The sequence below is a fragment of the Caballeronia sp. INML3B genome, from assembly GCF_023631305.1.
Taxonomy (GTDB): domain Bacteria; phylum Pseudomonadota; class Gammaproteobacteria; order Burkholderiales; family Burkholderiaceae; genus Caballeronia; species Caballeronia turbans.
Map to the genome: position 1 here is coordinate 74,728 of NZ_JALQDI010000030.1, position 13,600 is coordinate 88,327.

At 60.0% G+C, this 13,600-nt stretch carries 19 protein-coding genes; all 19 read right to left on the minus strand.

The features are described from left to right. Positions 1–2: 2 nt before the first annotated feature. The 19 genes from rplE to recQ all read right to left on the minus strand — a co-directional run bounded on the left by rplE (position 3) and on the right by recQ (position 13,541). Positions 3–542, minus strand: a complete 540-nt coding sequence (gene rplE / locus NCS58_RS13410) for a 50S ribosomal protein L5 (protein ID WP_016346472.1) — start codon at positions 540–542, stop codon at positions 3–5. Positions 543–556: 14 nt separating this feature from the next. Beyond that, complete coding sequence (gene rplX, locus NCS58_RS13415) at positions 557–865, minus strand: 50S ribosomal protein L24 (protein ID WP_061120222.1); 309 nt, start codon at positions 863–865, stop codon at positions 557–559. A gap of 9 nt (positions 866–874) precedes the next feature. Continuing rightward, positions 875–1,243, minus strand: coding sequence for a 50S ribosomal protein L14 (rplN, locus tag NCS58_RS13420; RefSeq protein WP_006998478.1), 369 nt, complete (start codon positions 1,241–1,243; stop codon positions 875–877). 302 nt (positions 1,244–1,545) lie between these two features. After that, complete coding sequence (rpsQ, locus tag NCS58_RS13425; protein ID WP_008343854.1) at positions 1,546–1,818, minus strand: 30S ribosomal protein S17; 273 nt, start codon at positions 1,816–1,818, stop codon at positions 1,546–1,548. Then, positions 1,815–2,009, minus strand: coding sequence for a 50S ribosomal protein L29 (gene rpmC / locus NCS58_RS13430; protein WP_007180130.1), 195 nt, complete (start codon positions 2,007–2,009; stop codon positions 1,815–1,817). The genes rpsQ and rpmC overlap by 4 nt, the downstream gene beginning before the upstream one ends. A 10-nt stretch (positions 2,010–2,019) precedes the next feature. Next, entirely contained in the window at positions 2,020–2,436 is a 417-nt protein-coding gene (rplP, locus tag NCS58_RS13435; protein ID WP_008343852.1) for a 50S ribosomal protein L16, read from the minus strand. Between the two features lie 2 nt (positions 2,437–2,438). Next, positions 2,439–3,233, minus strand: a complete 795-nt coding sequence (gene rpsC, locus NCS58_RS13440) for a 30S ribosomal protein S3 (protein ID WP_035506762.1) — start codon at positions 3,231–3,233, stop codon at positions 2,439–2,441. 11 nt (positions 3,234–3,244) lie between these two features. Next, positions 3,245–3,574: a 50S ribosomal protein L22 gene (rplV, locus tag NCS58_RS13445; RefSeq protein WP_007730533.1), complete on the minus strand. Its 330-nt coding sequence runs from the start codon at positions 3,572–3,574 to the stop codon at positions 3,245–3,247. 12 nt (positions 3,575–3,586) lie between these two features. Further along, positions 3,587–3,862, minus strand: a complete 276-nt coding sequence (gene rpsS, locus NCS58_RS13450; RefSeq protein WP_008343850.1) for a 30S ribosomal protein S19 — start codon at positions 3,860–3,862, stop codon at positions 3,587–3,589. 10 nt (positions 3,863–3,872) lie between these two features. Further along, a complete protein-coding gene (gene rplB, locus NCS58_RS13455; protein WP_061120223.1) occupies positions 3,873–4,700 on the minus strand; it encodes a 50S ribosomal protein L2 in 828 nt (275 codons plus the stop codon). A 2-nt stretch (positions 4,701–4,702) separates the two neighbouring features. Then, entirely contained in the window at positions 4,703–5,017 is a 315-nt protein-coding gene (rplW, locus tag NCS58_RS13460; protein ID WP_035967599.1) for a 50S ribosomal protein L23, read from the minus strand. Next, positions 5,014–5,634, minus strand: coding sequence for a 50S ribosomal protein L4 (gene rplD / locus NCS58_RS13465; RefSeq protein WP_061120224.1), 621 nt, complete (start codon positions 5,632–5,634; stop codon positions 5,014–5,016). The genes rplW and rplD overlap by 4 nt, the downstream gene beginning before the upstream one ends. Then, the gene (gene rplC, locus NCS58_RS13470) at positions 5,634–6,293 is read right to left on the minus strand and encodes a 50S ribosomal protein L3 (RefSeq protein WP_061120237.1); all 660 of its coding nucleotides are present in this window, start codon (positions 6,291–6,293) and stop codon (positions 5,634–5,636) included. The genes rplD and rplC overlap by 1 nt, the downstream gene beginning before the upstream one ends. A gap of 210 nt (positions 6,294–6,503) precedes the next feature. Continuing rightward, positions 6,504–6,815 carry a 30S ribosomal protein S10 gene (rpsJ, locus tag NCS58_RS13475; protein ID WP_006998489.1) on the minus strand — a complete coding sequence of 104 codons (312 nt, stop codon included), beginning with the start codon at positions 6,813–6,815 and terminating at the stop codon, positions 6,504–6,506. A gap of 141 nt (positions 6,816–6,956) precedes the next feature. Next, positions 6,957–8,147, minus strand: a complete 1,191-nt coding sequence (gene tuf, locus NCS58_RS13480) for an elongation factor Tu (protein ID WP_061120225.1) — start codon at positions 8,145–8,147, stop codon at positions 6,957–6,959. A gap of 67 nt (positions 8,148–8,214) precedes the next feature. Continuing rightward, complete coding sequence (gene fusA / locus NCS58_RS13485; RefSeq protein ID WP_250538574.1) at positions 8,215–10,317, minus strand: elongation factor G; 2,103 nt, start codon at positions 10,315–10,317, stop codon at positions 8,215–8,217. A 118-nt stretch (positions 10,318–10,435) separates the two neighbouring features. Next, entirely contained in the window at positions 10,436–10,906 is a 471-nt protein-coding gene (rpsG, locus tag NCS58_RS13490) for a 30S ribosomal protein S7 (RefSeq protein WP_006053291.1), read from the minus strand. A 188-nt stretch (positions 10,907–11,094) separates the two neighbouring features. Then, entirely contained in the window at positions 11,095–11,475 is a 381-nt protein-coding gene (rpsL, locus tag NCS58_RS13495; protein ID WP_006998493.1) for a 30S ribosomal protein S12, read from the minus strand. Positions 11,476–11,693: 218 nt separating this feature from the next. Then, positions 11,694–13,541, minus strand: coding sequence for a DNA helicase RecQ (recQ, locus tag NCS58_RS13500; RefSeq protein WP_250538575.1), 1,848 nt, complete (start codon positions 13,539–13,541; stop codon positions 11,694–11,696). Positions 13,542–13,600 lie beyond the last annotated feature (59 nt).

Consider the following 13,600-nt stretch of genomic DNA (forward strand, 5'->3'; position numbering starts at 1 on the left):
CCTCAGTTTCTGAACGGGAACTTGAAGCCGGCGAGCAGCGCCTTTGCTTCGTCGTCAGTCTTCGCGGTGGTCGTGATGCTGATGTTCAGCCCACGCAGCGCGTCGATCTTGTCGTAGTCGATTTCGGGGAAAATGATCTGCTCTTTCACACCGATGTTGTAGTTGCCACGACCGTCGAATGCACGGCCCGACACGCCACGGAAGTCGCGCACACGGGGGAGCGCAACGGTCACGAAACGGTCGAGGAATTCGTACATCGCTTGGCCGCGCAGCGTGACCATCGCGCCGATCGGGTAGCCCTGACGAATCTTGAAGCCTGCGATTGCCTTGCGCGCCTTCGTGATGACCGGCTTCTGGCCAGCGATCTTCGTCAGGTCGCCCACGGCGTTTTCGATGATCTTCTTGTCGGCGACGGCTTCGCCAAGACCCATGTTCAGGGTGATCTTGGTGATGCGCGGCACTTCCATGACAGACTTGTAGCCGAACTTTTCGACGAGTTGCGGCACAACCTTTTCTTTATAAATCTCTTGCAGACGAGCCATTTTTTAACTCCGCGTCAGGCGTTAAGCGTGGCGCCGGTCGACTTCAAGAAGCGAACCTTCTTTCCGTCTTCGACCTTGATGCCCACACGCGATGCCTTGCCATTCGCGTCGACCAATGCGACGTTCGAAATATGCAGCGGCATCGTTTTGGCTTCCACACCGCCCGTCGTACCCTTCATCGGGTTCGGCTTCACGTGCTTCTTGACGAGGTTGATGCCCTCGACCGTGACACGGTCTTCCGCAACGGCCAGCACGGTACCGCGCTTGCCCTTGTCCTTGCCGGTGATGACGATGACTTCGTCACCCTTGCGAATCTTGTTCATCGCGACTCCTTACAGCACTTCCGGCGCGAGCGAAACGATCTTCATGAATCGTTCGCTACGCAGTTCACGCGTAACCGGCCCGAAAATACGCGTGCCGATCGGCTCGAGCTTCGTATTCAACAGAACGGCGGCATTGCCGTCGAACTTGATGAGCGAGCCATCCTGGCGACGCACGCCCTTGGCCGTACGAACGACCACGGCGTTGTAAATTTCGCCCTTCTTCACGCGTCCGCGCGGCGTCGCTTCCTTGACGGTCACCTTGATGATGTCGCCAATGCTAGCGTAACGACGCTTCGAACCGCCGAGCACCTTGATGCACATGACTTCACGCGCACCCGTGTTGTCGGCCACTTCAAGCCGAGTTTCGGTCTGGATCATGGTTTATCTTTCCCAACTTAATCCGGTCGCACCACCATGGCACAGCCGGTCAGTCTTGGTCCCGTCAGCCAACTGGCTGCTTGGGTTAGAACAGGCAGCGAGGGCAGACGAAACCCGCCATCGCAATCCGGTGAATCTGTCGACTCAGGCTGGCGCCCGAACCGGCTTCCCCCACCAGTTTCGCCCGCGACGGGGCTCCCACAAAGAGGGAAGACCGAGATTATAACAAATAATCTCGGTCTTGCAAGCGAAACTTACTGCGACACGATTTGCTACTGCATCGTGGTACTGCTACTTCGGCTTTAGATTACGCGAGCCGCTTCAACAAGCTTCGACACAACCCAGGCCTTCGTCTTCGAAATCGGACGGGTTTCCTGGATTTCGACGAGATCGCCTTCGTTGTACGTGTTCGCGTCGTCATGCGCGTGGTACTTCTTGGAGCGCACGACGTACTTGCCGTAGATCGGATGCTTCACGCGGTGCTCGACCAGAACGGTGACCGTCTTGTCCATCTTGTTGCTGACGACCTTGCCGACCAGCGTCCGCTTGAGCGAGGTTTTTACGCTATCGTTCATTTCTGGTTCGCCTTCTCAGTCAGGACGGTGCGCACACGTGCGATGTCGCGACGGACCTTCTTCAGCTGGCTCGTGTTCGTGAGCTGCTGGGTCGCGAGTTGCATACGCAAGCCAAATTGCGCCTTCAGCAGGTCCGACAGCTCTTTGTTGAGCGCGGCCTGGTCTTTCTGGTGAAGTTCAGATGCCTTCATCATTTACTCCTTAGGCGCCGAGCTGACGAACGACGAAGTTCGTCTTGAGCGGCAGCTTGGCTGCAGCCAGACGGAACGCTTCGCGCGCCAGTTCTTCGGAGACACCGTCCATTTCGTACAGCATCTTGCCCGGTTGAATTTCAGCGACGTAGTACTCCGGGTTACCCTTACCGTTACCCATACGCACTTCGGCCGGCTTCTGCGAAATCGGCTTGTCCGGGAAAATACGGATCCAGATCCGGCCGCCACGCTTGATGTGACGCGTCATTGCACGACGCGCCGCTTCGATTTGACGCGCGGTCAAACGGCCGCGACCGATAGCCTTCAGACCGTATTCACCGAACGACACTGCGTTGCCGCGCGTCGCCTTGCCGGTGTTACGACCTTTCTGCTCTTTGCGATACTTTCTGCGTTTCGGTTGCAGCATCGTTATTCTCCAGTCTTCGCGTCACCGCCAGCGCGACGGGGTGCACCACGACGCGCACCAGCCGGAGCGCCTTCACCGTCACGGCGCGGACGGCGATCGCCACCCGGACGTGCGTTGCGGCGCGGACGCTTTTCTTCCGCCACTTCTTCCACCACCGGCGCTTCGTTACGGCCCAGCGTGTCGCCCTTGTAGACCCACACCTTCACGCCGATGATGCCGTACGTGGTCTTCGCTTCCGACGTCGCGTAGTCGATATCCGCACGCAGCGTATGGAGGGGCACGCGACCTTCGCGATACCACTCGGTACGAGCGATTTCGATACCGTTCAGGCGGCCCGCGCTCATGATCTTGATGCCCTGGGCGCCAAGACGCATCGCGTTCTGCATCGCGCGCTTCATCGCGCGGCGGAACATGATCCGGCGCTCGAGCTGTTGCGTGATGGAGTCAGCGATCAGCTGAGCATCGGTTTCCGGCTTGCGGATCTCTTCGATGTTGACGTGAACCGGAACGCCCATGCGCTTCTGCAGTTCAGCCTTCAGCGATTCGATGTCCTCGCCCTTCTTGCCGATGACAACGCCCGGACGCGAGCTGTAAATCGTGATGCGCGCGTTCTTCGCCGGACGCTCGATGACGACGCGACCGACCGAAGCGTTCTTCAGCTTCTTCTTCAGGTATTCACGAACACCGATGTCTTCCTGCAACATCGCCGCGAAATTGTTGTTGTTCGCATACCAGCGCGAAGCCCAATTACGGCTGACGGCCAAACGGAAGCCAGTCGGATGAATTTTCTGTCCCATCGTATGGCTCCTTAATTCCCGACCGTCACAGTGATGTGACAGGATTGCTTCTCGATGCGGTTACCGCGACCCTTTGCGCGTGCGGTGAAACGCTTCAGCGAAGCAGCCTTGTCGACGTAGATGCTCGTGATCTTGAGCTCGTCGATATCGGCGCCTTCGTTGTGTTCCGCATTCGCGATCGCAGACAGCACGACCTTCTTGACGATACCCGCCGCCTTCTTCGGCGAGAACGTCAGAACGTTCAGCGCCTTGTCGACCGGCAAACCACGAATCTGGTCAGCCACAAGGCGCGTTTTCTGCGCCGAGATGCGGGCACCGCGATGAATTGCTTTCACTTCCATCTTGATAGCCCCTTATTTCTTGGCCTTCTTGTCGGCCGCGTGACCCTTGAACGTACGGGTCAGTGCGAACTCGCCAAGCTTGTGGCCGACCATGTTTTCCGTGACGTACACCGGAACGTGTTGACGGCCGTTGTGAACAGCGATCGTCAGACCGATGAAGTCCGGCAGAATCGTCGAACGACGCGACCAGGTCTTGATCGGCTTCTTGTCGCGCGTCGATGCAGCCGCCTCAACCTTCTTCAGCAAATGAGCGTCGCAGAACGGACCTTTTTTAGCAGAACGTGTCATTGCCTACTCCTTAACGCTTGTGACGGCGCTGGACGATCATCGTCGTCGTGCGCTTGTTGCTGCGGGTGCGATAGCCCTTCGTCGGCGTGCCCCACGGGCTCACCGGATCGCGACCTGCTGCCGTGCGGCCTTCACCACCACCGTGCGGGTGATCGATCGGGTTCATTGCAACACCGCGCACCGTCGGACGGATACCGCGCCAGCGGTTTGCACCAGCCTTACCGATTTGACGGAGGCTGTGCTCTTCGTTACCCACTTCGCCGATCGTCGCGCGGCACTCGACGTGCACGCGGCGGATTTCGCCCGAACGCAGACGCACTTGAGCGTAGACGCCTTCGCGAGCCAGCAGCATCGCCGACGTACCGGCCGAACGCGCGATTTGCGCACCCTTGCCCGGAAGCATTTCGATGCAGTGGATCGTTGTACCGACCGGGATGTTGCGGATCGGCAGGGTGTTGCCTGCGCGGATCGGCGCTTCCGAACCGGACATCAGCTGCGCGCCAACGGCCACGCCCTTCGGCGCGATGATGTAGCGACGCTCGCCGTCTGCGTACAGAACCAGCGCGATGTTCGCGCTACGGTTCGGGTCGTACTCGAGACGCTCGACCTTCGCCGGAATGCCGTCCTTGTTGCGACGGAAATCGACGATACGATAGTGCTGCTTGTGACCACCACCCTGGTGACGCGTGGTGATACGGCCGTTGTTGTTACGGCCCGCCGACTTGGATTGCGAGTCGAGCAGCGCCGCGTGCGGCTTGCCCTTGTGCAGATCCTTGTTGACGATCTTGACCATCGCGCGGCGACCCGGCGAGGTCGGCTTAACTTTCACGATTGCCATGATTACTTGGCCTCCGCTTCAAAGTTGATTTCCTGGCCGGGCTTCAGGCAGACGTACGCCTTCTTCACGTCCTTGCGCTTGCCGTTGAAGCGGCCAAAGCGCTTTGCCTTGCCCTTCGTGACGAGCACGTTGACGGAATTGACTTCGACCTTGAACAGCAGCTCGACAGCAGCCTTTACTTCCTGCTTCGTGGCGTCCGGCGCGACTTCGAACACGACTTGTTCGTTCTTGTCGGCAACCAGCGTCGCCTTTTCGGAGATCACCGGCGCGAGCAGAACTTGCATCAAACGATGATCGTTTTTGCGAACTTCGCTCATGACAGCAACTCCTCGATCTGAGCGACCGCAGCCTTCGTGATCAGAATCTTCTTGAAGTAGATCAGCGAGAGCGGGTCGGCGTAACGCGGCTCGACAACCGCCACGTGGGCCAGGTTGCGCGACGCGAGGTACAGGTTCTCGTCGACCGTATCGGTAATCACCAACACGGATTCGAGACCCATCGCCTTGAATTTTTCGGCCAACAGCTTGGTCTTCGGGGCTTCGAGCGCGAGGTCTTCGACCACGGCGATGCGGCCTTCGCGAGCCAGTTGCGAGAAGATCGAGCAGAGGCCTGCACGATGCATCTTCTTGTTGACCTTGTGCGAGAAGTTTTCTTCCGGCGAGTTCGGGAAAATGCGACCACCGCCACGCCACAACGGGCTCGACGACATACCGGCACGAGCGCGGCCCGTACCCTTCTGACGCCACGGCTTCTTGGTGGTGTGCTTGACCTGCTCGCGGTCCTTCTGCGCGCGGTTACCGCTACGTGCGTTCGCCTGATAAGCGACGACGACCTGGTGAATCAGGGCTTCGTTGTAATCGCGACCGAACACGACGTCCGATGCGTTCACGCCAGCGCCTTCCTGACCATTGGCATTCAGGAGCTTAAGTTCCATTATTTCGCTCCTTTCACAGCACGCGTCTTGACGGCCGGGGTCACGAAGACCTTGCCGCCCTTCGCACCCGGAACAGCACCGCGGACGAGCAGAAGATTACGCTCAGCGTCGATGCGGGCGATTTCGAGATTTTGAACCGTGACGGTGACGTCACCGAGGTGACCCGTCATGCGCTTACCCGGAAACACGCGACCCGGATCCTGCGCCATACCGATCGAACCCGGGACGTTGTGCGAACGCGAGTTACCGTGCGTTGCGCGGCCCGAGGCGAAGTTGTAGCGCTTGATCGTGCCGGCATAACCCTTACCGATCGACGTGCCTTGCACGTCAACCTTCTGGCCGACTTCGAAGATGTCCGTACCGATAACGGCGCCGTTCGACAGTTCGCCTGCCTTGGCCGTTTCGATATGGAATTCCTTGAGGATTTCACCGGCTTGAACGCCGGCTTTGGCGAGATGACCCGCCAGAGGCTTCGTCACGCGAGACGCGCGGCGAGCACCGAATGCAACCTGAACGGCGGTATAACCATCCGTTTCAACGGTCTTGATCTGCGTCACGCGGTTGTCCGACACGTCCAGCACGGTGACGGGGATCGAATCCCCTTCAGGCGTGAAGATACGGGTCATGCCAACCTTGCGACCTACGAGTCCAAGGCTCATCGTTTTCTCCATTCCCAACTGCGATTGGTCGGGGCTGATTTACAAATGCCGGCTTCGTTACGAGAAACTGGGGCGGCTTTCTTGCGTCTTTTTCGTGCGCATAGGCGCGAAAAGCCTTGGAGTATAACAAGGCTTTTCGAATCCCGCAAGCAATCAAAGACTTAGCACCTTCCGACGCGCCAGGAAGCGCGCCGGACATGCTTTTGGGATTTACTGCAGCTTGATCTCGACGTCGACGCCAGCCGGCAGATCGAGCTTCATCAACGCGTCGACGGTCTTGTCCGTCGGATCGACGATGTCCATCAGGCGCTGGTGGGTACGGATTTCGAGCTGGTCGCGCGAGGTCTTGTTGACGTGCGGCGAACGCAGGATGTCAAAACGCTGAATACGCGTGGGCAGCGGCACCGGGCCGCGGACGATCGCGCCAGTCCGCTTCGCCGTATCGACGATTTCGGCTGCCGATTGGTCGATCAGACGATAGTCGAAAGCCTTCAGACGAATGCGGATTTTCTGGTTTTGCATGACGATTCCTTGAAAAGAGCGAGGCGGTGTTGCACCGCACATTAGGCAAAAGAGCGTGGAACCGGACACTCGCTGAGGGCGAGCACCCGGCTCCAATCTGTACTTCAGTACTGCAACTTCAAATCGAGCGAATCGGAGATTTTACTCGATAATCTTTGCAACGACACCGGCGCCGACGGTACGGCCACCTTCGCGGATGGCGAAGCGCAGACCTTCTTCCATGGCGATCGGGGCGATCAGCTTGACCGTGATCGACACGTTGTCGCCCGGCATCACCATTTCCTTGTCCTTCGGCAGCTCGATCGAGCCCGTCACGTCCGTCGTACGGAAGTAGAACTGCGGACGGTAGTTGTTGAAGAACGGCGTGTGACGGCCGCCTTCGTCCTTGCTCAGCACGTACACTTCAGCCGTGAAGTGCGTGTGCGGCGTGATCGAACCCGGCTTGGCCAGAACCTGACCACGCTCCACGTCTTCACGCTTCGTGCCGCGCAGCAGGATACCGACGTTGTCGCCCGCCTGACCTTGGTCGAGCAGCTTGCGGAACATTTCCACGCCCGTGCAGGTCGTCTTCACCGTCGGCTTGATACCGACGATTTCGATTTCCTCGCCGACCTTGACCACACCGCGCTCGACGCGGCCCGTCACCACCGTGCCGCGACCCGAGATCGAGAACACGTCTTCCACCGGCATCAGGAACGAACCGTCAACTGCGCGCTCCGGCGTCGGGATGTACGAATCCAGCGCGTCGGCCAGGTTCATGATCGCCACTTCGCCCAGCTCGCCCTTGTCGCCTTCCAGCGCCAGCTTGGCCGAACCCTTGATGATCGGGGTGTCGTCGCCCGGGAAGTCGTACTTCGACAGAAGCTCACGCACTTCCATTTCGACGAGTTCGAGCAGCTCGGCGTCGTCCACCATGTCGCACTTGTTCAGGAACACGATGATGTACGGCACGCCAACCTGACGGGCCAGCAGGATGTGCTCACGCGTTTGCGGCATCGGGCCGTCAGCGGCCGAGCACACCAGGATGGCGCCGTCCATCTGCGCCGCGCCCGTGATCATGTTCTTCACATAGTCAGCGTGGCCCGGGCAGTCGACGTGTGCGTAGTGGCGGTTAGCCGTTTCGTACTCGACGTGCGCGGTGTTGATCGTGATACCACGCGCCTTTTCTTCCGGCGCCGCGTCGATCTGGTCGTACGCCTTCGCCTCGCCGCCGAACTTCTGCGTGAGAACCGTCGTGATCGCTGCCGTCAGCGTGGTCTTGCCGTGGTCAACGTGACCGATCGTGCCCACGTTCACGTGCGGCTTGGTCCGCTCGAATTTACCTTTTGCCATGATTACCTTCTTTCAAAGTTTGGTTATCGGTTAAAGCTTGTGGCTTGCGCCGAATTACTTGCGGGTTTTACTTACCCTTGGCGTTGATGATCGCGTCGGCGACGTTACGCGGAGCTTCGGCGTAGTGCTTGAACTCCATCGTGTACGTGGCGCGGCCTTGTGTCAGCGAACGCAGCGACGTCGAGTAGCCGAACATTTCCGACAGCGGCACTTCAGCGCGGACGATCTTGCCGCCGCCGACCATGTCTTCCATGCCCTGCACGATACCGCGACGGCCCGACAGGTCGCCCATCACGTTACCCATGTAGTCTTCCGGCGTTTCGACTTCCACAGCCATCATCGGTTCGAGGATGACCGGGCTCGCCTTGCGCATTGCTTCCTTGAAGGCCATCGAGCCGGCCATGCGGAACGCGTTTTCGTTCGAGTCCACGTCGTGATACGAACCGAACGTCAGGTGAACCTTCACGTCGACCACCGGGAAGCCCGCCAGCACGCCCGACTTCAGCGTTTCCTGGATACCCTTGTCCACGGCCGGGATGTATTCGCGCGGAATCACGCCGCCCTTGATCTCGTCCAGGAACTCGTAGCCCTTGCCCTGCTCGTTCGGCTCGAGCGTGATGACCGCGTGACCGTACTGGCCGCGACCACCCGACTGCTTGACGAACTTGCCGTCAACATCTGCAGCCGTCGTGCGAATGGTTTCGCGGTACGCAACCTGCGGCTTGCCGACCGTTGCTTCCACGTTGAATTCGCGCTTCATGCGGTCGACGAGAATTTCGAGGTGGAGCTCGCCCATGCCCGAGATGATCGTCTGGCCCGATTCCTCGTCCGTTTGAACGCGGAAAGACGGGTCTTCCTGCGCGAGACGGTTCAGCGCCAGGCCCATCTTCTCCTGGTCAGCCTTGGTCTTCGGCTCCACAGCCTGCGAAATCACCGGCTCCGGGAAAATCATGCGTTCGAGCACGATCGGGTGCTGCGGATCGCACAGCGTGTCGCCGGTGGTCGCTTCCTTCAGGCCGACGGCCGCCGCGATGTCGCCCGCGCGCACTTCCTTGATTTCTTCGCGCTGGTTCGCGTGCATCTGCAGAATACGGCCCAGACGTTCCTTCTTGTCCTTGGTCGCGTTCAGCACGGTGTCACCGGAATTCACGACGCCAGAGTACACGCGGAAGAAGATCAGCTGACCGACAAACGGGTCCGTCATGATCTTGAACGCCAGCGCGGAGAACTTCTCGTCGTCGGCAGCACGGCGCTCGGCCTTCTCGCCGCTTTCGAGTTCGCCCGTAACCGGCGGAATGTCGACCGGCGACGGCAGGAAGTCGATCACAGCGTCGAGCATGCGCTGCACGCCCTTGTTCTTGAACGCAGTGCCGCAGAGCATCGGCTGGATTTCGCACGCGATGGTCCGGTCGCGGATCGCTTTGACGATTTCCGCTTCGGTCAGCTCTTCGCCGCCGAGATACTTTTCCATCAGCTCTTCGCTGGCTTCGGCAGCCGACTCGATCATCTTCTCGCGCCACTCGTTGCACGTATCGACGAGTTCAGCGGGAATCTCGACGTAGTCGAACTTCGTGCCCTGGGACGCTTCGTCCCAAATGATCGCCTTCATCTTCAGGAGATCAACCACGCCCTTGAAGTTTTCTTCCGAGCCGATCGGCACCACGACGGGAACCGGGTTCGCCTTCAGGCGGTTCTTCAACTGGTCGTAGACCTTGAAGAAGTTCGCGCCGGTACGGTCCATCTTGTTGACGAACGCGAGACGGGGAACCTTGTACTTATTAGCCTGACGCCACACGGTTTCCGACTGCGGCTGCACGCCGCCCACTGCACAGTAGACCATGCACGCGCCGTCGAGAACGCGCATCGAGCGCTCCACTTCGATCGTGAAGTCGACGTGCCCCGGGGTGTCGATGATGTTGATGCGGTGCTCGGGATAGTTGCCGCCCATGCCCTTCCAGAAGGCCGTGGTAGCAGCCGACGTGATGGTGATGCCGCGCTCCTGCTCCTGCTCCATCCAGTCCATCGTTGCTGCGCCGTCGTGAACTTCACCGATCTTGTGATTCACGCCCGTGTAGAACAGGATGCGCTCGGTCGTCGTCGTTTTGCCGGCGTCGATGTGAGCGCTGATACCGATATTGCGGTAGCGCTCGATAGGTGTCTTGCGAGCCACTTTCGATCCTTTTTCGGTCGACGCGCCTGCGAATGCGAGCGCGCCCTAACACAAACGGGCGAGGCGCCTGGAGTAGCGCACCCGCCCTGATTTTTCCGTTTGCTCTACGAGCGGGAGCTTAGAAACGGAAGTGCGAGAATGCCTTGTTGGCCTCTGCCATGCGGTGAACTTCATCGCGCTTCTTCATCGCGCCGCCACGGCCTTCAGCCGCTTCGGAGAGTTCACCTGCCAGGCGCAGGGCCATCGACTTTTCGCTGCGCTTCTTCGCGGCTTCACGCAACCAACGCATCGCCAATGCCATACGACGCGAGGGACGCACTTCGACCGGAACCTGATAGTTGGCACCACCAACGCGACGGCTCTTCACTTCGACCACCGGCTTCACGTTGTTGAGCGCAACCGTGAACACTTCCAGCGGGTCCTTGCCACCCTTGGTCTGGATCTGTTCAAAAGCGCCGTACACGATACGCTCGGCAACCGACTTCTTGCCGGAGAGCATCAGCACGTTCATGAACTTGGCTACATCTACGTTACCGAACTTCGGATCCGGCAACACTTCCCGCTTGGGGACTTCGCGACGACGCGGCATGATTCTTCCTTTACTTTTTCAGTTGGAGCTGATTCTCAACTCCGCGGCCACCAACAAACCCGATCCATCTATTCGACTAAACCAGCTTGGCCGGGTGACCACTTACTCGACAGCACCGGCACTTCCGGCACCACCGCCTTAACCGCCTTGCGGCGACCTGATTCCTGATTCTTACTTCCGACCGCGACTTACTTGCCGGCCTTCGCGCGCTTCGCACCGTACTTCGAGCGAGCTTGCTTACGATCCTTGACGCCCTGGGTATCCAGCGAGCCGCGAACCATGTGGTAACGCACACCCGGCAAGTCCTTCACACGGCCGCCGCGGATCAGCACAACCGAGTGCTCTTGCAGGTTGTGGCCTTCACCGCCGATGTACGAAATGACTTCGAAGCCGTTCGTCAGACGAACCTTGGCGACTTTACGGAGTGCCGAGTTCGGCTTCTTCGGCGTCGTGGTGTACACGCGAGTGCACACGCCACGACGCTGAGGGCAGTCCTGCAGGGCCGGCGACTTGCTTTTCGTCGTTTCCGACGCGCGGCCTTTGCGAACCAGTTGATTGATGGTTGGCATTGTTTAATCCTAAAAATGAACAAAATCCGCGAAACTCTTTCGGGCAAAGCGAAAAGAGCTACGCGTTTGACTATCTCGCCGATGAATTCCGCCATTCACACCCGGCGCTGAGCCAGGCCCAAAGTCGGACCGAGAACGAGAACCAAGCATGATATTCCGAAAATCGCAATCGGGTCAATAGGTTGCGATGATTTCGACGGCTTTTCGCAAGCCAGACATCAGTCGGAGCCGACAACGGCGAGCACTTCGTCGCCGAAGCGCTCCAACTTGCGCACGCCGATCCCGGGAATGTGGCGCAGATCGTCGATCGTGTCGGGATCGCTGCGGACGATCTCGGCGAGCGTGGCATCGTGGAAGATGACGTAGGCCGGCACGCCGTCGCTCTTCGCGGTCTCTGCGCGCCAGGCGCGCAGGCGCTCCCAACGCGCCTTTTCGCGTGCCGACATGCCGGCGGTCGGATCCGCGCGTTCACCAGTACGGCTGGAGGACTGGCGCGCCCGAGTCGGCTTCACATACTTGCGCAGCGTGACTTGCTCTTCGCCCTTCAGCACGGGCTTGCTGGCGTCGGTCAGCACGAGCGCGCCGAAACCGTCGTGATCGACAGCGAGATAGCCGAACGCGACGAGTTGCCGGAACACGGCGCGCCATTCGGGTTCGGAGAGCGCGGCGCCGACGCCGAAGGTCGATATCTTCTCGTGTCCGCGCTGCAGGACTTTCTCACTGCGGGTACCACGAAGGATGTCGATGAGATGGCCCGCGCCGAAATGGAAGCCGCTCGCTTTCTGCGCACGATACACGCACGACAGCGCCATTTGCGCTTCGCGGGTGGCATCGAATGACGCGGGCGGCTCGAGACATGTATCGCAGTTGCCGCACGGCTTGCTCGTCTCGCCAAAATACGCGAGGAGGCGCACGCGACGACAGGACGCCGCCTCACACAGACCCAGCAAGGCATCGAGCTTGCCGCTCTGCACGCGCTTGTGCGCGTCGTCAGCCTCGGATTCGTCGATCATCTTGCGCTGTTGCACGACGTCGCCCAGCCCGTACGCCATCCATGCGTTCGCCGGCAGACCGTCGCGGCCGGCGCGGCCCGTCTCCTGGTAATAGCCTTCGACGCTCTTGGGCAAATCCAGATGCGCGACGAAGCGGACATCCGGTTTATCGATGCCCATGCCGAACGCGATCGTCGCGCACATGACGATGCCTTCCTCGCGCTGAAACATCTCCTGATGCTTCTGGCGCGTCTCGAACTCCATGCCCGCGTGGTAAGGCAGCGCGCGGATGCCCTGGCCTTTCAGCCAGTCCGCGGTTTCCTCGACTTTCCGCCGCGACAGGCAATACACGACGCCCGCATCGGTCGTGCCGTCCTTGTTCGTATGCTCGGCGCGGATGAAATCGAGCAGTTGCGAACGCGCGTTGTCCTTCTCGACGATCCGATAGCGAATGTTCGGCCGGTCGAAGCTGGAAACGAATATGCGCGCATCGTCCAGCGCGAGCCGATGGACGATCTCATCGCGCGTGATCGCATCGGCAGTCGCGGTGAGCGCGATCCGCGGCACATCCGGAAACCGCTCGTGCAGCACGGAAAGCTGGATGTACTCAGGACGGAAATCGTGCCCCCATTGCGACACGCAATGCGCTTCGTCGATGGCGAAAAGTCCGACGCGCGCGCGCTCGAGCAGTTCGAGAAAGCGCGGCGTCATCAGGCGTTCGGGTGCGACGTAAAGGAGATCGATGTCGCCTTCGCGCAGCGCCCGCTCGGTGGCCGCGGCCTCCGCGCCCGACAAGGTCGAATTCAGATATGCGGCGCGCACGCCGACTTCCGTCAGAGCCGCGACCTGGTCCTGCATCAGCGCGATCAATGGCGACACCACGATACCCGCGCCGAGCCCGGCCTCGCTGCGCACGAGCGAGGGAATCTGGTAGCACAGCGACTTGCCGCCGCCCGTCGGCATCAGCACGAGCGAATCGCCGCCGTTCGCGACATGCTCGACGATCTCCGCCTGTTGTCCGCGAAATGCGGGATAGCCGAAGATTTCGTTGAGTATTTCGAGCGACCGAGCCATGGAAGAGGGATGTGCACTGCAACGTGAGAGATAACGAATTCTACCAACGCATCCGCGCG